Source organism: Streptomyces sp. NPDC041122, from assembly GCF_055592445.1.
In genome coordinates this window covers 41,790-62,001 of record NZ_JBVIYQ010000002.1, presented here as the reverse complement: position 1 = coordinate 62,001, position 20,212 = coordinate 41,790, and the positions used below count along the sequence as shown (strand labels likewise).

16 protein-coding genes are annotated in these 20,212 nt (G+C 72.0%); 5 read left to right on the top strand and 11 right to left on the bottom strand.

What is annotated here, in order from left to right:
- Nucleotides 1–4: 4 nt before the first annotated feature.
- From ACZ6B8_RS06690 to ACZ6B8_RS06680, 3 genes are all read right to left on the bottom strand, one after another.
- Nucleotides 5–721, bottom strand: a complete 717-nt coding sequence (locus ACZ6B8_RS06690) for a GNAT family N-acetyltransferase (protein ID WP_471076667.1) — start codon at nt 719–721, stop codon at nt 5–7.
- 51 nt (nt 722–772) lie between these two features.
- Nucleotides 773–2,770 carry an IucA/IucC family protein gene (locus tag ACZ6B8_RS06685; protein ID WP_471606507.1) on the bottom strand — a complete coding sequence of 666 codons (1,998 nt, stop codon included), beginning with the start codon at nt 2,768–2,770 and terminating at the stop codon, nt 773–775.
- Between the two features lie 102 nt (nt 2,771–2,872).
- Nucleotides 2,873–4,303 (bottom strand): diaminobutyrate--2-oxoglutarate transaminase family protein, encoded by a 1,431-nt coding sequence (locus ACZ6B8_RS06680; protein WP_471607158.1) that lies wholly within the window; start codon nt 4,301–4,303, stop codon nt 2,873–2,875.
- 584 nt (nt 4,304–4,887) lie between these two features.
- Here ACZ6B8_RS06680 and ACZ6B8_RS06675 point away from each other — a divergent pair.
- The gene (locus ACZ6B8_RS06675; RefSeq protein ID WP_471606506.1) at nt 4,888–6,120 is read left to right on the top strand and encodes a trypsin-like serine peptidase; all 1,233 of its coding nucleotides are present in this window, start codon (nt 4,888–4,890) and stop codon (nt 6,118–6,120) included.
- Nucleotides 6,121–6,334: 214 nt separating this feature from the next.
- Entirely contained in the window at nt 6,335–7,552 is a 1,218-nt protein-coding gene (locus ACZ6B8_RS06670; protein ID WP_471606505.1) for a trypsin-like serine peptidase, read from the top strand.
- A gap of 91 nt (nt 7,553–7,643) precedes the next feature.
- Here the strand turns inward: ACZ6B8_RS06670 and hflX are convergent, their stop codons facing one another.
- From hflX to miaA, 6 genes are all read right to left on the bottom strand, one after another.
- Nucleotides 7,644–9,134 carry a GTPase HflX gene (gene hflX, locus ACZ6B8_RS06665; RefSeq protein ID WP_471076655.1) on the bottom strand — a complete coding sequence of 497 codons (1,491 nt, stop codon included), beginning with the start codon at nt 9,132–9,134 and terminating at the stop codon, nt 7,644–7,646.
- Between the two features lie 196 nt (nt 9,135–9,330).
- Nucleotides 9,331–10,836 carry a M1 family metallopeptidase gene (locus ACZ6B8_RS06660; RefSeq protein ID WP_471606504.1) on the bottom strand — a complete coding sequence of 502 codons (1,506 nt, stop codon included), beginning with the start codon at nt 10,834–10,836 and terminating at the stop codon, nt 9,331–9,333.
- 168 nt (nt 10,837–11,004) lie between these two features.
- A complete protein-coding gene (locus ACZ6B8_RS06655; RefSeq protein WP_471606503.1) occupies nt 11,005–13,161 on the bottom strand; it encodes a RelA/SpoT family protein in 2,157 nt (718 codons plus the stop codon).
- 142 nt (nt 13,162–13,303) lie between these two features.
- Nucleotides 13,304–14,182 (bottom strand): diaminopimelate epimerase, encoded by an 879-nt coding sequence (gene dapF / locus ACZ6B8_RS06650; protein WP_471076646.1) that lies wholly within the window; start codon nt 14,180–14,182, stop codon nt 13,304–13,306.
- Between the two features lie 100 nt (nt 14,183–14,282).
- Nucleotides 14,283–14,747, bottom strand: a complete 465-nt coding sequence (locus ACZ6B8_RS06645; protein ID WP_471078404.1) for a hypothetical protein — start codon at nt 14,745–14,747, stop codon at nt 14,283–14,285.
- Nucleotides 14,748–14,854: 107 nt separating this feature from the next.
- On the bottom strand, nt 14,855–15,793 hold the full coding sequence (gene miaA / locus ACZ6B8_RS06640; RefSeq protein ID WP_471076643.1) for a tRNA (adenosine(37)-N6)-dimethylallyltransferase MiaA: 939 nt from the start codon (nt 15,791–15,793) through the stop codon (nt 14,855–14,857).
- A 182-nt stretch (nt 15,794–15,975) separates the two neighbouring features.
- Here miaA and ACZ6B8_RS06635 point away from each other — a divergent pair, with 182 nt between their 5' ends.
- Both ACZ6B8_RS06635 and ACZ6B8_RS06630 read left to right on the top strand, forming a co-directional pair.
- Nucleotides 15,976–16,341: a hypothetical protein gene (locus ACZ6B8_RS06635; protein ID WP_471606502.1), complete on the top strand. Its 366-nt coding sequence runs from the start codon at nt 15,976–15,978 to the stop codon at nt 16,339–16,341.
- A 25-nt stretch (nt 16,342–16,366) separates the two neighbouring features.
- Nucleotides 16,367–16,642, top strand: a complete 276-nt coding sequence (locus tag ACZ6B8_RS06630) for an antitoxin (RefSeq protein ID WP_471076637.1) — start codon at nt 16,367–16,369, stop codon at nt 16,640–16,642.
- A gap of 61 nt (nt 16,643–16,703) precedes the next feature.
- On the opposite strand, the gene ACZ6B8_RS06625 is transcribed toward ACZ6B8_RS06630, so the two are convergent.
- Both ACZ6B8_RS06625 and miaB read right to left on the bottom strand, forming a co-directional pair.
- Complete coding sequence (locus ACZ6B8_RS06625) at nt 16,704–17,456, bottom strand: class III extradiol dioxygenase subunit B-like domain-containing protein (RefSeq protein WP_471606501.1); 753 nt, start codon at nt 17,454–17,456, stop codon at nt 16,704–16,706.
- A 59-nt stretch (nt 17,457–17,515) separates the two neighbouring features.
- Nucleotides 17,516–19,006, bottom strand: coding sequence for a tRNA (N6-isopentenyl adenosine(37)-C2)-methylthiotransferase MiaB (gene miaB / locus ACZ6B8_RS06620; protein ID WP_471076631.1), 1,491 nt, complete (start codon nt 19,004–19,006; stop codon nt 17,516–17,518).
- 139 nt (nt 19,007–19,145) lie between these two features.
- Here miaB and ACZ6B8_RS06615 point away from each other — a divergent pair, with 139 nt between their 5' ends.
- Nucleotides 19,146–20,141 carry a TAXI family TRAP transporter solute-binding subunit gene (locus ACZ6B8_RS06615; protein WP_471606500.1) on the top strand — a complete coding sequence of 332 codons (996 nt, stop codon included), beginning with the start codon at nt 19,146–19,148 and terminating at the stop codon, nt 20,139–20,141.
- Nucleotides 20,142–20,212: the final 71 nt, after the last annotated feature.

Here is a 20,212-nt window from a genome sequence, read left to right as displayed (position 1 = left end):
GGGGTCAGAGCACGGCGCGCAGGGCCCGGTCACGGATCATGAGCGCCGCGCGTTTGTCGGGCAGGTCCACCTCGGCGGAGAAGCGGAAGCCGGCGCTCAGGAACGCGGAGACGGAGGGGGTGTTGCGAAGGTCGGGTTCTGCCACGACGCGTGTGCACGCGGGGCGATGGTCGAGTACGTGGTCGGCCACGGCCCTGAGCAGCGAAGTGCCGAGTCCACGGCCCCGGTTGGCGACGCCGCCGATCAGGAGGTGGATGCCGGTGTCGTGCGGGCGCGAGGGATAGTGACGGGCCAGGGGGTCGAGATCCGCGCGGTAGATCTCCCAGTAGCTCATCGGCATTCCCTCCAGCACGCCGAGACAGGGGACGCTGCGTCCGTCGCCGTCGAGCTGGGAGCGCAGGTGGGATTCGGTGACGGCCTCGGGTCCCGACAGCTCCCAGAACGCGGCCACGGTCGGATCGTTCATCCAGCGGCTGATGAGCGGGAGGTCGCGTTCGAGACGCACGGGTACGAGGTGGAAGGCGCCGGCGTCGGTGGGGGTGCGCCCCCAACTCCCGACGCCGTCCAGGAGATCGTCCCGCGCCGTGGCATCCCGCCCGTCCCCCTCGGCCAGCAGGGCGACGAGCTCCTCGGGCAGGCGCAGGTCCAGGGTGTCCGCGCAGTCGGCGCCCGCCGGGGCCGGTCCGGTCCCGGCGTCGGTGCTCGCGTCGGTGGGAGTCACGGAGTCGCTCCTGTCAGAAGGGGTGGGGCTCAGGAGAGGTGGGGCAGGTCCTCAGCACTGGAGGGGGTTGGCGATGGTGACGTAGACGGACTGGGTGTCGACCGGGCCGACGAGCTCGTCGAGGCCGTGCAGCCGGGTCAGCAGGTTGGCCTTGCAGCGGAGGAGGGGTGAGTCGAGCAGCATCGCGGGCAGCGGGGTGCGCAGCCGGTCGGGTCCCGTCGCGACATCGCCGAGGAAGCGGCGGAAGGCGGCGAGCAACAGCCGCTCGTCCGCGAGGCGTTCGGCGCCGAGGGCTCCGATGAGGCCGAAGACGTTGTTGATGCCGAGGTAGTAGGCGAACCGCTCGTCCGTCACCTCGTCGGAGACGAAGGTGTCGCTGTCGCGGCCGATGCCGGGAAGCCGTCGTTCGAGGTCGGCGCGCCGGGACTCACGGAAGTAGTAGCCCTGGTTGTCGCGGTACCGGCCGCCCACGGGCCAGCCCTCGGGGTCGAGCAGCAACAGGGTGTTCTGCTGGTGCGCCTCCAGGGCGACGCCCGCCTCGCCGTCCAGCCAGAGGAGGGGACGTACGACCGATTCGAGGTAGCGCAGGAACCACTCGGCGGCAACCGCGCCTCGCGGGCGGCCTGTTCGGCCTGCGAGGCGGGTGACGGTCTCACCGAGCCGGGAGCGCATCACCTGGCGTTCCTGGCCGGCGGGCAGTGTCGACGGCCGGGGTGAGACGAGTCCGGCGAGGCAGGTGGCGTTGTCACCGAGTCCGAAGGGGTTGTGCCGGATCATGACGTCGAGGCCGGGGACGGGCGCGCCGTCCGGGCCGGTGACGCCGAGCCAGGCGGGGTCGCGGACCACGTCGAAGCAGGGGTGGACCGACTGCCACTGCTCGGCGAGGCCGCTGCGGAGCAGCCGGTGGACCTCGACGCCGCGGTGGAGTTCCTTGCGGAGGTTCTCACGACGGGAGTTGGTGATGCGCAGGCCGAGCGAGAGCTTCAGCATGGCGGCCGCGCCGGAGCGGTAGAGGGTACGGACGGAGGACGTGGGGTGCCAGGGGGTGCCGTGAGCACCGAGGTCCTGGAGCAGTCCGGCGTCGAGCAGGGCGGCGGCGGTGGGGCGGTGCCGGAGCTCGCGCATCTGCCAGGGGTGTACGGGCAGGGCGACGCGGTCGTCCGGGAGCGGCAGGTCCGGGCCCGCGAGGCGGGCGGTCAGCCGGCCGGCGGGGACGGTGCGTCCGCGTTCGGTCCAGGCCGAGTCGCAGGCGAGCACGGAGCGGTCGACGGCCAGCCAGTGCAGGGCGAACGCGCCGCGCAACTCCGGTGAGTACAGGTGGGATTCGGTGTCGGAGAGACCCTCACGGCTCTTGGGGGTCGGATGCAGGGGGTGCCCGAGGAGCAGGGACTGTTCGGCGGCGAGGAAGAGATCGGGCTCGTCGTCCGGCCGCTCGCGGCGGTCGGCGATGAACTCGGCCGTGCGCCGGACCGAGTCGGCGACCCGGCCGACGAGGTCGGCGCCGTCGACGGACTCGGCGGGTTCGGCCGTGCCAAAGGCCTCGGCGGCTGCGGGTGCCTCGGCCGGCTCGGTGGCGCTGTCGGGGCCGGCCGGCCCCGCCGGGGGTTGTGCCGCGTGGCGGGCGGTCTCCCGGCTGAGCAGGGCGGCGACGGTGACGGCGTCCACGGCCGGGGCGCTCGTGGGCCCGTCTTCGAGGTAGGGAAGGCTGAAGCGGTGCCATCCGGTGGCCGACCAGTACTGCACGGGGACGAGCAGTGCCGTTCCGCTGGCGTCGAGGGGAATGCGCAGGACGCCGCGGTCCGGGGCGGGGAGGTTGTTCTCCCTGACCCAGCAGCGCAGGAGGTTCTCGACGGCCGCCGCCTGGGCCGCGGTGTACGGGTCGGGGTGCTCGAGGAGGTCGGTGGACGCACCGCGCAGGCGCTCGGCCTCCTGGCCGCCGCCCTTCTGCCGCGGGACCGTCTCGGACTCCGCCACCACTGAGGTGCACGCGCCGCACGTGTCTGGGGTGTGCGGCTGGGGGCGGCCTTCGGATGCGGGGGTGGCGTTCAAGAGGGCTTCCTTGTGAGGTTGTCCGGGGCTCCGTGTGGCGACGGGTCCGGTGCGCTTCGGCGGTTCAGTGCCTCCGCGCCGAAGGGCCGGGATCCGTCTCGGTCATCCGTGGTGGGTACGCGCCGCGGTCGCCAGCGCGTCGGCCAGGCGGTCGAGGACCGCGGCGGCCTGTTCGTCGGTGATGGTCAGCGGAGGGAGGAGTCGTACGACGCTGGAGTGCCGTCCGCCGAGTTCGACGATCAACCCCCGGATCAGGCACTCGCGCTGGACCGCCGCGGCGAGTTCGGGCGCCGGCGGATGAGGCCGGGCGGTGCCGGTCAGGTCACCCAGAGCCGTGGCGAAGGGGTCGGCCGTGGTGCCCGCGGTGCCCTGCTCCGCCTCGCTCGGTCCTGCCCCCGCCAGTACTGCTCCCGACCTGCCAGGTCCCCACTCACCGGGCCCTGACTCCTCCCCTGCGGGATTCACCAGTTCCACTCCGATCATCAGCCCTCGGCCGCGGACTTCGCCGACGCACGGGTGCTCCGTGGCCAGGGAGCGCAGTTCGGCGAGCATACGGGCGCCGAGGGTGGCGGCGCGTTCGGCGAGGCCGTTCTCACGGACGTAGGCGAGGGTGGCCGCCCCGGCGGCCATGGCGAGCTGGTTGCCGCGGAAGGTGCCCGCGTGGGCGCCGGGCGGCCAGACGTCGAGGTCGTCGCGGTAGACCACGACGGCCAGGGGGAGGCTGCCGCCGATCGCCTTCGACAGCACCATGACGTCGGGAACGACGCCGCTGTGCTCGACGGCCCAGAAGGCGCCGGTGCGGCCGACGCCCGTCTGCACCTCGTCCGCGATGAGCGGGATGCCGCGCGCGGCGGTGATCTCGCGCATCCGGCGCAGCCAGGCGTCCGGGGCGGGGAAGACCCCGCCCTCGCCCTGGACCGGTTCGAGGATCATGCCGGCGGGTGCCGGGACGCCCGACTTGGTGTCGTCGAGGAGGTTCTCGGTCCAGCGCGCGGACAGCTCCGCGCCACGTGCGCCGCCGAGCCCGAAGGGGCAGCGGTAGTCCTGCGGGTAGGGCAGGCGCGCGACCCGCGGGGCCCGGGCGCCGCCGGAGACTTCGAGCGCGCCGGCCGTCATGCCGTGGTAGGCGCCGGTGAAGGCGAGCATGCCGTCGCGGCCGGTGGCCGTGCGGACCAGTTTCAGTGCCGCCTCCACCGCGTCCGTCCCCGCGGGGCCGCAGAACTGGATCCGTGCGCGCTCCGCGAGACCACGCGGCAGCGTATGGAAGAGCTCGGTGGTGAAGGCGTCCTTGACCGGCGTCGCCAGATCGAGGACGTGGAGCGGGGCCCCGGAGTCGAGGACCTTCCGGATCGCTTCCAGCACCACGGGGTGGTTGTGCCCGAGGGCGAGGGTCCCGGCGCCCGAGAGGCAGTCGAGGTAGCGGCTTCCGTCGGCGCCCTCGATCGTCAGACCGCGCGCCCGGACCGGCACGATCGGCAGGGCGCGCGCGTAGGTGCGCGCCGCGGACTCGCGTGCCGACTGGCGCCGCAGGATCGCCTCTTGCGCGTGTACGGCGCCAGGCTGGACTTCCCTGGTCCCGGGTGGTTGAACCCGCGGGGCCGGCGAGGTCTCCGGAACGCTCTCCGGCGCCGCTTGCGTCGCCGGCTGAGGTGCCGGGCGCGGCACGGAGTGCGGTGCGGTCTGTGTCACGGGACGTCCTGCGGACACCGCCGCGGGCGCAGGCTCGGTCACGGCCACGACTGTTGGTCCTCCCGCTGTGGACGGGGCGCGTCCGTCCGGCGCGGCTCCGGGGGGAGCTTCATGTGGGCGGTCGCGCGGGCGAGTTGGCAGGGGGATGAACGCAGGCCGCGGCTCCCCCGTACGTACCAACGACGAGGGGGCCGGAGGATCACGGGTCAACAGAAGATCCTTGCCGTGACGGAACCGTTGCCCTTCCGTCGGCCGTCCCCAACGGCACCGGCATAGTGTGGGGGCCGTTCATCGGCGACAGGTGCACCGCTCCCCCGAGCAAACCGGAGCAAATCCAGCGAAGGGGTGCCGCACCGGTGGCAACGGGTGCCGCTCACCCGGATGTCCAGCACTTTGGAACGATTTCGAGGCCCAGGGGGATTCTCACCATGCGACCCATACGTCCGCTCTTCACCGTTCGCAATAGGAGGAGCGCACGCACCAGAACGTCCCCCGTGGCGGCCGCCGTGGCGCTCGGCGCCACCCTCGCGCTGACCGCCACCGCCTGCGGCCCGAGCGACGACAACGCCGGTGGCGACTCGTCCGCTTCGCAGCCCGGCGACAACAACGGCGACGAACCACTGAAGATCCCGGACGACCTCAAGGACAAGCTCAAGGACCACGGGTTCGACCTGGACAAGTGGAAGAACGGCGCCTGGAAGAACTGGGACAGGGACGACTGGCTGCGCGAGGCGGGCGACTTCGTCAACCCGATCATCAAGGGCCTGTGGGACTCCGACCGGATGCGGGACGCCGACAAGAACCCGGACCGGGAAGTCGACGAGAACGACATCTCCGGTGACCAGGGCGTCACCGACCCCACCCCGAGGCCCGTCAGGGCCACGGCCGTGCAGTCGCCGTACCACGGGCAGGAGCCCGCATCGGGCAAGCTGTTCTTCGACAGCCCCAAGGGTTCGATGGTCTGCTCCGCCACGGTCGTGCAGGACCCGGCCCACCCCGGCAAGTCCAACATGGTGTGGACCGCCGGTCACTGCGTGCACGACGGCGCCAAGGGCGGCTGGTACCGCAACATGGTCTTCGTGCCCTCGTACAACGACAGCGGCAAGTCGGCCGAGGAGCTGCGCAACGCCCCCAAGGAAGAGGTCGCTCCGTACGGCGTCTGGTGGGGCGACTGGGCGCAGACCTCCGACCAGTGGATCGAGCAGGGCGGGCCGACGGGCGGCAAGGGCGCGCCGTACGACTTCGCGGTCATGCACGTGAAGCCCGAGAAGGGCAGCGAGGGCAAGTCCCTGGAGGAGACCGTCGGTTCGGCGCTCCCGGTGGACTTCAACGCCCCGGCCGTACCGGAGATCAAGGACATGACGGCGACCGGCTACCCGGCCGCTCCGCCGTTCGACGGGCAGAAGATGTTCCAGTGCTCCGACAAGCCGGGACGCCTCTCGCTCAGCAAGCCCGACCCGACGATGTACCGCATCGGCTGCACCATGACGGGCGGTTCGTCCGGCGGCGGCTGGGTCGCGCGGGGGCAGGACGGCAAGCCCGCCCTCGTCTCCAACACCTCCATCGGCCCGGTGACGGCCGGGTGGCTGGCGGGCCCGCGCCTCGGCAAGGAAGCCAAGGGCATCTACCACGCGGTCAGCAAGAAGTTCGCCGGTCAGTAGGGCGGTAGTGCCGCGGGGCAGCAGCGCGGTAGAGCTGCCGGGACCGGCAGGACACCACGGCGGCGGGGCACCGGAAACCTTCACGACCCCGCCGCCGTTCGTCCCCAACCCCACAGGCATAGTGGGGTGTTGTGTCGGCGCGGGCCCGCACGGAACTCCGCGCGCACGCATGACACGTACATGGCAAATCTTTTCCAACGGGGGTAACAGCACCATGCGTTCCACTCGTGCGCCCTTCGCGCGCAGTCGCGGACGGCGGGCAGCGCTCGCCGCCACCGGCCTCGCGGCGACCCTGGCGCTCACCGCGACGGCCTGCGGCCCGAGCGACGACAAGGCGAGCGACAAGCCCGAATCCACCGCGTCCCAGGGACCCGACGGCTCCAGTTCCGGTACCGACTCCGACTCCAAGCTGCCTGCCGGCCTCGCCGACAAGCTCAAGGAGAAGGGCGTCGATCTGGACGACTGGAAGAAGGGTGCCTGGAAGAACTGGGACAAGGACGACTGGGTCCGTGAGGCGAAGGACTTCGCCAACCCGGTCATCGAAGGGCTCTGGAAGCCCGAGCGGATGAAGAAGGCCAAGGACCCGAACAAGACGATCGCCTCGAAGGACGCGGCCGCCGACCAGGGCGCGACCGATCCCGAGCCGACGCCGGTCCAGGCCAAGCCCGAGAAGACGCCGTACCACGAGCACGCGGCCCCCGTCGGCAAGATCTTCTTCGACTCCCCCGAGGGTTCGATGGTCTGCTCCGGCACCGTCGTGAAGGACCCGCGCAACCCCGGCAAGTCCAACCTCGTGTGGACCGCGGGCCACTGCGTGCACGCCGGCAAGAACGGCGGCTGGTACCGCAACATCGCCTTCGTGCCCGCGTACAACGACCTCGGCAAGTCCGAGGCCCAGCTGCGCAACGCGGCCCCGCAGGAGATCGCCCCCTACGGCCAGTACTGGGCGGACTGGATCTCGACCTCCCACGAGTGGATCAACGGCGGCGGTCCGACGGGCGGTTCGGGCGCGACGTACGACTACGCGGTGCTGCACGTGAAGCCCGAGCAGGGCGGCAAGTCGCTGGAGGAGACCGTCGGCAACGCGCTCGACGTCGACTTCTCGACCCCGGCCACGCAGAGCGTGAACTCGATGGGTGCCTGGGGCTACCCCGCCGCCCCGCCGTACAACGGCCTGATGATGCACAAGTGCGTCGACAAGCCGGGCCGTCTCTCGCTGTCGCCGTCCCTGCCGACGATGTACCGCATCGGCTGCACCATGACCGGTGGTTCGTCCGGCGGTGGCTGGTTCCGCGTGGTGGGCGGCAAGACGAAGCTCGTGTCGAACACCTCGATCGGCCCGGCCGAGAACACCTGGCTGGCCGGACCGCAGCTGGGCCGGGGCGCCGAGCAGGTCTACGACATGATGAGCAAGAAGTACGGCTCGCAGTAGCCGCTCACGAGCACTGATGCCACGGCGAAGGCCCGCCCCCCGCGAGAGGGGGCGGGCCTTCGCCGCGTGTACTGACGGCCGGAGCCCGCGGTCAGTGCGCGGCCGGCACGTACGGAGCGAGCTCCGCGGCGAGCTCCTCGTGCACCTGCGCCTTGAGCAGGGTGCCCTCGGGGGTGTGCTCCTCGGAGAGCACCTCGCCCTCGGCGTGCGCGCGGGAGACGAGCTGGCCGTGCGTGTACGGCACCAGGGCCTCGATGTCGACCTCGGGCCGGGGCAGCTCGCTGTCGATCAGCGCGAGCAGCTCGGCGATGCCGGCGCCGGTGCGCGCCGAGACCGCGATCGCGTGCTTCTCGTTGCGCAGCAGGCGCTGGAGGACCAGGGGGTCCGCCGCGTCCGCCTTGTTGACGATCACGATCTCGGGCACGTCGGTCGCGCCCACGTCGCGGATCACCTCGCGCACGGCGGCGAGCTGCTCCTCCGGCACCGGGTGCGAGCCGTCCACCACGTGCAGGATCAGGTCGGAGTCGCCGACCTCTTCCATCGTGGAACGGAACGCCTCGACGAGGTGGTGCGGCAGATGCCGCACGAACCCGACGGTGTCGGCCAGGGTGTAGACACGGCCGCTCGGCGTCTCGGCCCGGCGCACGGTCGGGTCGAGGGTGGCGAAGAGGGCGTTCTCCACGAGGACGCCCGCGCCCGTGAGGCGGTTGAGCAGGGAGGACTTGCCGGCGTTCGTGTACCCGGCGATCGCGACCGACGGCACCTTGTTCCGCCGGCGCTCCTGCCGCTTGATGTCGCGGCCCGTCTTCATCTCCGCGATCTCCCGGCGCATCTTCGCCATCTTCTCGCGGATCCGTCGCCGGTCCGTCTCGATCTTGGTCTCACCGGGACCACGGGTGGCCATGCCGCCACCGCCGCCGCCACCCATCTGACGGGAGAGCGACTGGCCCCAGCCGCGGAGCCTCGGCAGCATGTACTGCATCTGCGCGAGGGCGACCTGCGCCTTGCCCTCTCGGGACTTGGCGTGCTGGGCGAAGATGTCGAGGATCAGGGCGGTCCGGTCGACCACCTTGACCTTGACGACGTCTTCCAGATGGATCAGCTGGCCTGGGCTGAGCTCACCGTCGCACACGACGGTGTCGGCTCCGGTCTCGAGCACGATGTCGCGCAGCTCCAGGGCCTTGCCCGAGCCGATGTACGTCGCGGGGTCGGGCTTGTCGCGGCGCTGGACGACGCCGTCGAGCACGAGCGCGCCCGCCGTCTCGGCGAGGGCGGCCAGCTCGGCGAGGGAGTTCTCCGCGTCCTGCACCGTCCCCGAGGTCCATACGCCGACGAGCACCACCCGCTCCAGACGGAGCTGTCGGTACTCGACTTCGGTGACGTCCTCGAGCTCGGTGGAGAGGCCCGCGACGCGGCGCAGGGCCGCACGCTCGGAGCGGTCGAACTGGTCGCCGTCCCGGTCTCCGTCGATCTCGTGGCTCCAGGCGACGTCCTCTTCCATCAGGGCATCGGCCCGAAGACCTTCGGGGTAGTTCTGCGCGAAGCTCTGTGCGTCCTGGGAAGGGGAAGAAGAGGAGGTCATTGGGTCCTTACGTCGATCCGTCGAGGGGAAGGGCGACGGATGCGGGATCCGTCACAGTCGACAACGCCCGAGGGGGTCCGGAGATTCCCGGAGCCGTCCCGGCCCTGCCCTGAGATGTCCCCGAGGGGATGTCCCGGACGGACCGCGCCGTCGACCTGAAGATGGTTGCACGACACGGCCCGTCTCGTCATCCGGGTTATGCGCCGGACTTCCAGTCCGGGTGCCCCGGCATCGGCGGCGTCTTCTTCCCGTACAGCCAGGCGTCGAAGAATCCGCCCAGGTCACGCCCGGAGGCCAGGGAGGCGAGCCGCACGAAGTCCGCGGTCGAGGCGTTGCCGTCGCGGTGGATGCGGACCCACTCCCGCTCCACCCGCTCGAAGGCCCGCCGCCCGATCTCCTGGCGCAGGGCGTAGAGCACCAGCGCGCTGCCGTCGTAGACGACGGGACGGAAGATGCTGATCTTCTTCCCCGGGGCGGGCGCCTTGGGCCTGGCGGGCGGGCCACCGGCGGTGCGCCAGCCGTCCGACAGGCGGTAGGCGTTCCGCATCCTGGCGGTCAGGGCCTTCTTCGCGCGGTCCTCGGGGTTCTCCGCGTTCTCCTCGGTGTAGAGGGCCTCGTACCAGGTCGCGTGGCCTTCGTTGAGCCACAGGTCCGACCAGTTCCGGGGGCTGACGCTGTCGCCGAACCACTGGTGGGCGAGCTCGTGCACCATGATCGATTCGATGTACCAGGCCGGGTACTCGGGGCGCGTGAAGATCTCCCTCTCGAAGAGGGAGAGCGTCTGCGTCTCCAGCTCGAAGCCGGTCTGTGCGTGGGCGATCAGCACGCCGTAGGTCTCGAAGGGGTAGCGGCCGACCTTCCGCTGCATCCAGTCGATCTGGTCGGGCGTCTTCTTCAGCCAGCGCTCCACGACCTTGCGGTCCTTGGTGGGCACCACATCGCGTACCGGAAGGCCGTTCGGACCCTCGCGGTGCACCACGGTGGAGCGGCCGATCGAGACCTGGGCCAGTTCGGTCGCCATCGGGTGCTGGGTGCGGTACACGCTGGTGGTGGTGGCGCCCTGCCGGGTCTTGCCGACCGGCAGCCCGTTGGCGACGGCCGTGAGCCCCTTGGGCGCGGTGATCCGGAAGGTGAATTCCGCCTTGTCCGCGGGGTGGTCGTTGCACGGGAAGACCAGGTGGGCGGCGTCGGCCTGGTTGGCCATGGCGAGTCCGTCGGACGTGCGCAGCCAGCCGCCCCCGGCGTCCTTGGTCGGGAGGGGGTCGCTCGTGTGCCGCACGGTGATCCGCAGCCGGTCACCGCGCCCGATCGGTGCGGCCGGGGTGACGACCAGGTCCTCACCGCTGCGTTCGAAGCGCGCACGCTCGCCGTTCACCTCGACGGAACGGGCCTTGCCGTGCGCGAAGTCGAGGTTCACGTGCTCCAGGGGCTCGGACGCCCAGGCCTCGATCTTGGTGACGGTGTCCAGTGGCTTGCGGTTGTCACCGCCGTAGGTGAAGGCGATGTCGTACGACGCCACGTCGTAGCCGGGGTTGCCCAGGTGCGGGAAGAGCGGGTCGCCGATGCCGAGCGGGGCGACGGGGGCCGGGGCGCTCGCCGCGACGAGGGCGGCGGACGCGGTCGCCGCGAGCACGGCGACGGCGATGCGGTGGGTGCGAGGGGCCTTCGGCCGACGGGCCGAGGTCCGAGGGGTGAGCAGCATGAACTACCGCTATCAGCGTGCGTCTTCCCGCCGTGTGAGGGCGCGCTCCGTGCCACCCGAACGAGTCGCCGCCGGACTGCCGGGCTCGTCTCCACGGCTCGCGGATGCGGACCGAGGGGAGGTGCGGGCGGTATGGGGCTCGGGGCCCGGCGAGCCGGAGGGCGCTGTTCAGTGGGCGGCGGCAGCCGGGTGCTGGGCGCGGTTCACGTCGTACACCCCGGGGACCGCGCGCATGGCGCGCATCAGGCCCGGCAGGTGCGCCGCGTCGGGGAGTTGCAGGGTGTACGTGTGGCGCACGCGCTGCTGGGTCGGCGGCTCCACGGTGGCGGAGATGATCGCGACGCCTTCGAGGGCGATGGCCTCGGTGAGGTCGGCGAGCAGATGGGCCCGGCCGAACGATTCGGCGATCAAGGTGACCCGGCACTCGGCGGTGTCCCCCCAGCGCACGCCGACCTCCGGGCGCCCCACCTCCTTCATCCGCTCCACGGCCGGACAGCCGGTCCGGTGGACGGTCACCACGCCCCCGCGGACGGCGAAGGCGGTGACGTCGTCCGGCGGCACCGGCGTACAGCAGCCGGCCAGGCGCACGGTGGCGCCCTCGCGGTCCACGACGGCGTTCGCGGAGGCGGGCCGTCCGGCTCCGGGAGCCTCCGCCCTGGAGACGCCCGCGGGCGCCTGCTGGGGCGGCCGCTGCACGGACGGGTCGGGCGCGGTCGGCGCGGTCGGCGCGGGCGCGGGGTGGGTGGTCAGCCAGCGCCGGATCGCGATCCGCGCGGCGGGCGTGCGGGCGTGGTCCAGCCACTCGCGCGAGGGGCCCGATGCGAGGTCCTGGCCCATGAGCAGCTGGACCGTGTCACCGTCGCGCAGGACCGTGCTGAGCGTCGCGAGGCGGCCGTTGACGCGCGCGCCGATGCAGGCGTGCGCGTCCTCGCCGTACTGGGCGTACGCGGCGTCCACGCAGCTGGCGCCTGCGGGCAGGCCGAGCGTGCCGCCGTCGGGCCGGAAGACGGCGATCTCGCGGTCCTGGGCGAGGTCCTCCCGGAGCGTGGACCAGAACGTGTCGGGATCGGGGGCGGCTTCCTGCCAGTCGAGGAGGCGGGAGAGCCAGCCGGGCCGTGTCGGGTCGATCCGCTCGTCGTCGACGCTGTCGGCGGGCTCCTCCGCGGGCGGGGCGTAGGGATTGCGCAGCGCGACCACGCCCGCCTCGGCGACCTGGTGCATCTGATGCGTGCGGATGAGGACTTCGGCGACCTCGCCGTCGGAGCGGGTGACGGCGGTGTGCAGCGATTGGTAGAGGTTGAACTTCGGTACGGCGATGAAGTCCTTGAACTCCGAGACGACCGGCGTGAAGCAGGTGTGCAGCTCGCCCAGGACGCCGTAGCAGTCCGCGTCCTCGTTGACGAGCACCAGGAGGCGGCCGAAGTCGGAGGCGCGCAGCTCACCGCGTTTGCGGTGCACGCGGTGGACGGAGACGGAGTGCCGCGGCCTGATGAGGACCTCGGCGGTGATGCCCGCGTCGCGCAGCACACCGCGGACCTCGCCCGCGATGTCCCCGAGCGGGTCGCCCTCGCTCGCGTCGTTGGCGGCGATCATGGCCTTGACCCGCGCGCACTCCTCCGGATGGAGGATCGCGAAGACGAGGTCCTCCAGCTCGGTCTTGAGCGCCTGCACACCGAGGCGCTCGGCGAGCGGAATGAGCACGTCCCGGGTCACCTTGGCGATGCGGGCCTGCTTCTCGGGGCGCATCACACCGAGGGTGCGCATGTTGTGCAGCCGGTCGGCGAGCTTGATCGACATGACGCGGACGTCGTTGCCGGTGGCGACGAGCATCTTCCGGAAGGTCTCGGGCTCCGCCGCCGCCCCGTAGTCGACCTTCTCCAGCTTGGTGACGCCGTCGACGAGATAGCAGACGTCGTCCCCGAACTCGGTGCGCACCTGGTCGAGCGTGACGTCGGTGTCCTCGACGGTGTCGTGCAGCAGCGACGCGGTCAGGGTGGTGGTCTCCGCGCCGAGCTGGGCGAGGATCAGGGTCACGGCGAGCGGGTGGGTGATGTACGGCTCGCCGCTCTTGCGCATCTGACCGCGGTGCGAGGACTCGGCGAGGACGTAGGCGCGACGCAGGGGCTCCAGGTCCGCGTCCGGGTAGTGGGCCCGGTGGGCCTCCGCCACATGGCCGATCGCGTCCGGAAGGCGGTCCCGGGTGCCGGGGCCCAGCAGGGCCGCGCGGCCGAGCCTGCGCAGGTCGAGACGGGCGCGGCCGCGCCTGCGCTGGGCCCCGGGCATCACGGGGCCGGGCGTGGCCGGGTTCGTGGCCTCCGCACTCATGAGCACCTCCGGCTGCTTCGACCGGCGGTGAACGGACGGCGACATGCTCCGTCCGGGCCGGTGCTTGATGCTACCGAGCCCATCACGCGGGGCTGACCGCCTCTCGCCGAGCGTGAAACGGATCACCCATTCGAGCGACACTTCATGGGAGTACCGTTTCGAGCCATTCGGACGCGATCTCGCCTTCCGCGACGATCACCGCGCCACCGGTCATCTCGATTTCGCCGTCGGGCCGCTCGGTGATCACCAGGCGTCCGCCGGGCAGGTCGACGGTGTACGTGGCGGGGGTCCCGGTCACGGCCGGGTCCACGCCGTCCTTGCGGGCCGCGGCCACGGCGACGGCGCACGCGCCGGTGCCGCAGGAGCGGGTCTCGCCGGAGCCGCGCTCGTGCACGCGCATGGCGACGTGCTGCGGGCCGCGCGGGGCGACGAACTCGACGTTCACCCCGTCCGGGTAGGCGGAAGCGGGGCTGAAGGGCGGCGGGTCGTAGAGGTGGCCCGCTTCGGAGAGGTCGTCGACGAAGGCGACGGCGTGCGGGTTGCCCATGTTGACGTTCCGCGCCGGCCAGCGGTGGTCTCCGACCGAGACGGTGACGTCCCCTTCGGGGAAGACGGCCTTGCCCATCCCCACCGTGATGTCGCCGCCGGACTCCTCCTTGGCGATGTGCACCGTCTTCACGCCGCCGCGGGTGGCCACCGCCAGATCGCCCTCACCGGTGTGGCCCGCGCGCTGGAGGTAGCGGGCGAAGACGCGCACTCCGTTGCCGCACATCTCGGCGATCGAGCCGTCGGCGTTGCGGTAGTCCATGAACCACTCGGCGCGGTCCGCGAGGTGGCGCGCTTCGGGGTGGGCGGCGGACCGGACGACGTGCAGAAGGCCGTCGCCACCGATGCCCGCACGGCGGTCGCACAGGGCGGCCACCGCGGCCGGGGGCAGCTCGACGGCGTTGTCGGGGTCGGGGATGATCACGAAGTCGTTCTCGGTCCCGTGCCCCTTGAGGAAGGCGATCCGCGTGCTCATTCCTCGATCGTACGGGGTGGCTACGACAGACGGCTCAGGCGGTGCGGCGGTTGCGGGCCGCCCAGGGCTCCCGCCCCGGTCCGCGGCCTCCCGCGGCTCCTCAGCGGAGCCGGGCCACGCGCCACACGGCGAGGACCACGGCGCCCAGGAACAGCAGCGCGTACGCGGAGACGACCCGCCAGTCCGGACGGCGGCCCGAGCCGCGCTCGGGCAGGCCGGGCCAGGTGTGACCGACGCGACGGGCGGCCATCATGCCCCAGCCGGCGGCACAGCAGCTGATCAGCAGCCCGAGCATGGCGACCACGGCGCCGCCGTCGCCGAACTCGAAGGCGAGCGGGAACGCGAACATCAGGGAGCCGACCGCGGCCAGCACCACGATGGGCGCGAGCTGCCAGATGCGCAGGCGGCGCTGCGGGCGCAGCTCTACCACCTCGACCTCGGCCTCGGCCGACATCTCGTCGACGCCGGGACCGTCGTCCGTCACGCCGCCCGGGGTCTCGTCGGGACCGTCGGGACTGAGCTGCTCTTCGCCGTCATGTGCGGTGTCACGAGGGCCGGCCTCCATCGCCACGCGCCCTCCTACTTCGGACTCCACCGGTCGATCGATGGTCGATGATGGCACGGTGTCAGGTGCCGGGATGACCGCCGGAGCGTCCCGATGCCATCACGTGATCAGGCTGTGACCGGTCGTTCGACCAACGCCAGTGCGCGTGCCGGGAGTTCCGCCCGGTCGGCCGCGGCGCCGCTGAGCCAGTTCACCCGGGGATCGCGGCGGAACCACGAGTCCTGACGGCGTGCGAAGCGTTTGGTGGCGCGCACGGTCTCCACGCGCGCCTCCTCCAGCGTGCACTCCCCCGCGAGCGCGGCCAGCACCTGCTGGTAGCCGAGGGCGCGGGACGCGGTCCGTCCCTCGCGCAGCCCCCGCGCCTCCAGCTCGCGCACCTCGTCGACCAGGCCGCCCTCCCACATGCGGTCCACGCGCGTGGCGATGCGTTCGTCGAGTTCGGGGCGGGCCACGTCGACGCCGATCTGCAGGGTGTCGTACACCGAGTCGTGGCCGGGGAGGTTGGCCGTGAAGGGCTTGCCGGTGATCTCGATGACCTCCAGGGCGCGGACGATCCGGCGGCCGTTGCTGGGCAGGATGGCCTGGGCCGCCCCGGGGTCGGCGGCGGCGAGACGGGCGTGCAGCGCCCCGGAGCCGTCACGGGCGAGCTCGTCCTCCAGGCGGGCCCGGACGGCGGGGTCGGTGCCGGGGAACTCCAGGTGGTCCACGGCCCCCCGCACGTACAGCCCGGAGCCGCCGACCAGGATCGGCCAGCGCCCCTCGGCGAGGAGGCGGTCGATCTCGGCGCGCGCCAGCTTCTGGTACTCGGCGACGCTGGCGGCCTCCGTGACGTCCCAGATGTCGAGGAGGTGGTGCGGGACGCCGCCCCGCTCCTCGGGCGTCAGCTTGGCGGTGCCGATGTCCATCCCCCGGTAGAGCTGCATGGAGTCGGCGTTGACGACTTCGCCGCCGAGACGCTGGGCGAGGAAAACGCCCAGATCGGACTTTCCTGCCGCGGTCGGACCGACGACGGCGATGACCCGCGGGGCGGGGGTTGCACTACTCACCGCCCCAGTCTCGCAAACCCGGCCTCCACTTCCCGAACGAGCTACGTGACGGTACGGCTCCGGGGTCGTTGCCTGTTGCGAGGTTCCGGCCGTCGGTTTCGAGGACCGATCACCCGGGCGCCGCAATGAGACGCACCGGGCGGGGCGGGATTTCGCCCACACGAGTAACGTATGGAGTAGATATGGGCGTTTTTGCACGGTTCCGTCGGAAGGTCAAGGACAGCGGAGAGGCGTCGGCCACGGAGGCGACGACTGCCGATGCACAGGCGGCCGAGAAGGCGGCGGAGGACTCCCCCGCGGCCGACGCCGATGCGGATGCCAAGACCCCTGCCGAGGCCGGGACGGACGCCGAGGGCACGGCCGACACGGAGTCCAGGGAGCCCGCCGCGGCGGACGCCACGGCCGTGGCCGAGCCGACCGGCTCGGCCGGCACCGACGCCGCAGCCGACCCGGAGGACCCGGCCGACGCGGATGGTGTGGAGATCCCGAAGCAGCAGTCCGCGGAGGCGGCTGCCGACAACGAGGCCGGTGAGAGCGCCCGCAAGTAGCTCCCCGGCGAGGGAAGGTGTACCGATGGGCTTTCTGGACCAGTTGAAGGCCAAGCTCGCCCCGGCCAAGGGCAAGGTCTCGGACCTCGCACAGCAGCACGGGGACAAGATCGACCAGGGTCTGGAGAAGGCCGCGAAGGTCGTCGACGAGAAGACCAAGGGCAAGTACAGCGACAAGATCCAGGCGGGTACGGGGAAGGCGAAGGACGCCGTCGACCGTCTCGCCGGGGCGGACGAGGGCAAGAACACGGGTGGCGGCACCACCCCTCCGTCACCCCCGCCGCCCCCTCCGGCTTCCTGAACCGCAGCGGCGGACGGCCGCGGAGCACCTCGCTCCGCGGCCGCCACCGTCCGCCGCCGGGCTAGGACCAGGCGGCCACCACGTACCCCACGCCGTACGGCGCGTCCTCGTAGAGGAGCTCGCCGCTCAGGCCCGCGCCGTCCGCCGCCCCCGCGAGCACCTGCCAGGGAGCGCGGCCCGCGACCTTCAGCTCGTACGCGAGCTCCTCGTCCAGCGCCTTCAGCGCCGCCACGTCGGCCGCGCCGAGAGCCCGCCCCGCCTCCGCGTCGAAAGCGGCCGCCCGCTCGTCCAGATATCCCGGCGCCTTGAGCGTGCGGCACGCGCTGGAGTCGCCCATCACCAGCAGTGCCACCCGGTCGGCCCGGGTCCCGATCTCCCCTCCGACGTGGATACACCGCTCGGGGGCAAGGGGCTCCCCCACGCCGAGCCCCTCCACCGGAGCGGTCGACCAGCGCGCGTGCTGGAGCAGCCAGCCGGCCACGGCGAGCGACGGCGGCAGCGGACGCCCGGCGGCCCCCTCCGACGTGTCACCGGGGGCGGCCCCCGGCGTCGGAACGGGCGGCGCGGGACCGAGGCGTACGTCGAGGTCCACCCCGAACCCCCGGAACGAACCGTGCGCACCCTGGGGGTGCGGTCCGCGGCCGCTCTGCTCGGCGGGACCGATCACCACGAGCAGGTCGGGCCGCGCGGCGGCGAGCACCGCGACGGCGTCGGAACAGGCCGCGCGGGCGGCGTCCAGTTCGGGAGCGGCACCCGCGGCGACTTCGGGGACGAGCAGCGGCGGGCAAGGGCAGACGGCTGCGGCGACAAGCATGGTCCGCAGGGTAACGCGCGCCGCCGCAACGGCCGTTGCCCCTGCCCTGTCGGAACGATTCAGTCGCAGCCGCAGCCGCTGCCCGTGGCCACCGGGAGCGGCTCCGGGACGCCGATCCTCGGCAGGCCCAGCATGACACCGGCGGGCTTCGCGGCCGCCTCGGCGTTCCGCTTCTCCCAGGCGTCGCCCGCGCGCGTGGGACGCACGTTCAGCACGGCGCCCTCGGCGAGCAGGTGGTGCGGCGCCGCGTAGGTGATCTCGACGGTCACCACGTCGCCGGGGCGCACCTCGGTGTCCGGCTTGGTGAAGTGGACCAGACGGTTGTCGGGGGCGCGGCCGGAGAGACGGTGCGTGGCGCCGTCCTTGCGGCCCTCGCCCTCGGCGACCATCAGGTCCAGGGTGCGGCCGACCTGCTTCTTGTTCTCCTCCCAGGAGATCTCCTCCTGGAGGGCCACCAGCCGCTCGTAACGCGACTGGACGACCTCCTTGGGGATCTGGCCCTCCATGGTCGCCGCCGGGGTGCCGGGGCGCTTGGAGTACTGGAAGGTGAACGCGTTGGCGAAGCGGGCCTCGCGGACCACGTGCATCGTCTGCTCGAAGTCCTCCTCGGTCTCGCCGGGGAAGCCCACGATGATGTCGGTGGAGATCGCCGCGTCCGGCATGGCGGCACGGACCTTCTCGATGATCCCCAGGAAACGATCCTGCCGGTACGAGCGGCGCATGGCCTTGAGGACCGGATCGGAGCCGGACTGCAGCGGCATGTGGAGCTGCGGCATCACGTTGGGCGTCTCGGCCATGGCGGCGATCACGTCGTCGGTGAAGTCGCGCGGGTGCGGCGAGGTGAAGCGCACGCGCTCCAGGCCGTCGATCGTCCCGCAGGCGCGCAGCAGCTTGCTGAAGGCCTCGCGGTCGCCGATGTCGGAGCCGTACGCGTTCACGTTCTGCCCGAGCAGGGTGATCTCGCTGACGCCCTCGCCGACCAGCGCCTCGATCTCCGCGAGGATGTCGCCGGTCCTGCGGTCCTTCTCCTTGCCGCGCAGCGCGGGCACGATGCAGAAGGTGCAGGTGTTGTTGCAGCCGACGGAGATCGAGACCCACGCCGCGTACGCGCTCTCGCGGCGGGTCGGCAGTGTCGACGGGAAGGCCTCGAGCGATTCGGCGATCTCGACCTGCGCCTCCTCCTGGACGCGGGCGCGCTCCAGGAGGACCGGCAGCTTGCCGATGTTGTGCGTGCCGAAGACGACGTCCACCCAGGGCGCCTTCTTGACGATGGTGTCGCGGTCCTTCTGGGCCAGACAGCCGCCGACGGCGATCTGCATCCCCGGACGCTTGGTCTTCATCGGCGCCAGGCGGCCGAGATTGCCGTACAGACGGTTGTCGGCGTTCTCGCGCACGGCGCACGTGTTGAAGACGACGACGTCGGCATCGCCGTCCGCCCCTTCGGGCGCACGCTCGTAACCGGCGTCCTCCAGCAGGCCGGAGAGCCGCTCGGAGTCATGGACGTTCATCTGGCACCCGTAGGTGCGCACCTCGTAAGTCTTCGCGCTCATCTCGCCCCCCAGGGTACGGGGTCGCCACGCGCGCGTGGCGGCGGATTGCGACCGGGCTGCCGGGGGGACGCCTCCAGGGGCCCGCGTCCTGTGCTGCCACCCCTGGTCAGCACGGTGAGGGGCTGGCAGGATCGCGCGCATGCTCAAGGCACTCCCCCCCATCGGCAGACGCCGCGTCCTGCAGGGTTCGGCCGCGGCGCTCGTGGTCCTGGGGCTGCTGCTGTGGCGGCTGCTGCCGGTGGGCGAGGACTCACCGAGCGGCCGGATGACGTTCAGCACGGGCGTGCAGAAGGGTGTGTACGAGCGGTACGGCGAGCTGCTGCGGACGGCGATCTCCGAGGACATGCCGGAGGTCGACGTGAAGCTCCTCAACAGCGAGGGGTCGCAGCAGAACGTCGCGCGGGTGGCCACCGGGAAGTCCGACTTCACCATCGCGGCCGCCGACGCCGTGGAGACGTACCGCCTGGACGGCGCCCCGGGCTGGCACCGGCTGCGGGGCTGTACGCGGCTGTACGACGACTACGTCCAGCTGGTGGTGCCGCGGTCCGCGCACATCGACTCCGTGGAGGACCTGCGGAACAAGCGGGTGGCGGTGGGGCAGAAGCACTCGGGGGTGCGGCTGATAGCCGACCGGGTGCTCAACGCGGCGGGCCTCGATCCGGTCGCGGACATCGAGCCGGTGGCCGCCGGCATCGACACCATGCCCGCCCTCCTGAAGAGCGGCTCCATCGACGCCTTCTTCTGGTCGGGCGGACTGCCGACCACGTCCGTGCGGGAGCTCTCCGAGGAGATGGACATCTCGCTCGTGAAGCTCGGGTACCTGGTCGACGCGCTGCACAAACAAGGGGGCGGCTCGCGCTACTACCGGGCCGCGACGATGCCGGCCGACGCCTACCCCGAGGCGCAGCAGGGCTCCGCCGTGCCCACGCTGGCGGTGGCGAACCTCCTGGTCACCACGGACCGGGCCGATCCCCGGCTGACCGAGGGGCTGACCCGTACCGTCATCGACAGCCGGGACCACATCGGTGACCAGGTGCACGCGGCGCAGCTGGTAGATCTGCGCACGGCGCTGTTCACCGATCCGCTCCCGCTGCACGAGGGCGCCCGCCGCTACTACCGCTCGGTCAAGCCCTGAGAGGCCCCTCAGCCGCCGTGAGGCCGACTCAGCCTCCCCGTGGGGCTCCCGGTCGCCCTGTGAGCCTCCTG

Coding starts and splice junctions, on each gene's coding strand:
- miaB (WP_471076631.1), bottom strand. CDS start 19,006: ATGAGCGCGAAGACTTACGAGGTGCGCACCTACGGGTGCCAGATGAAC.
- dapF (WP_471076646.1), bottom strand. CDS start 14,182: ATGAGCACGCGGATCGCCTTCCTCAAGGGGCACGGGACCGAGAACGAC.
- ACZ6B8_RS06615 (WP_471606500.1), top strand. CDS start 19,146: ATGCTCAAGGCACTCCCCCCCATCGGCAGACGCCGCGTCCTGCAGGGT.
- ACZ6B8_RS06645 (WP_471078404.1), bottom strand. CDS start 14,747: ATGGAGGCCGGCCCTCGTGACACCGCACATGACGGCGAAGAGCAGCTC.
- ACZ6B8_RS06630 (WP_471076637.1), top strand. CDS start 16,367: ATGGGCTTTCTGGACCAGTTGAAGGCCAAGCTCGCCCCGGCCAAGGGC.
- ACZ6B8_RS06670 (WP_471606505.1), top strand. CDS start 6,335: ATGCGTTCCACTCGTGCGCCCTTCGCGCGCAGTCGCGGACGGCGGGCA.
- ACZ6B8_RS06635 (WP_471606502.1), top strand. CDS start 15,976: ATGGGCGTTTTTGCACGGTTCCGTCGGAAGGTCAAGGACAGCGGAGAG.
- hflX (WP_471076655.1), bottom strand. CDS start 9,134: ATGACCTCCTCTTCTTCCCCTTCCCAGGACGCACAGAGCTTCGCGCAG.
- ACZ6B8_RS06625 (WP_471606501.1), bottom strand. CDS start 17,456: ATGCTTGTCGCCGCAGCCGTCTGCCCTTGCCCGCCGCTGCTCGTCCCC.
- ACZ6B8_RS06655 (WP_471606503.1), bottom strand. CDS start 13,161: ATGAGTGCGGAGGCCACGAACCCGGCCACGCCCGGCCCCGTGATGCCC.
- ACZ6B8_RS06660 (WP_471606504.1), bottom strand. CDS start 10,836: ATGCTGCTCACCCCTCGGACCTCGGCCCGTCGGCCGAAGGCCCCTCGC.
- ACZ6B8_RS06675 (WP_471606506.1), top strand. CDS start 4,888: ATGCGACCCATACGTCCGCTCTTCACCGTTCGCAATAGGAGGAGCGCA.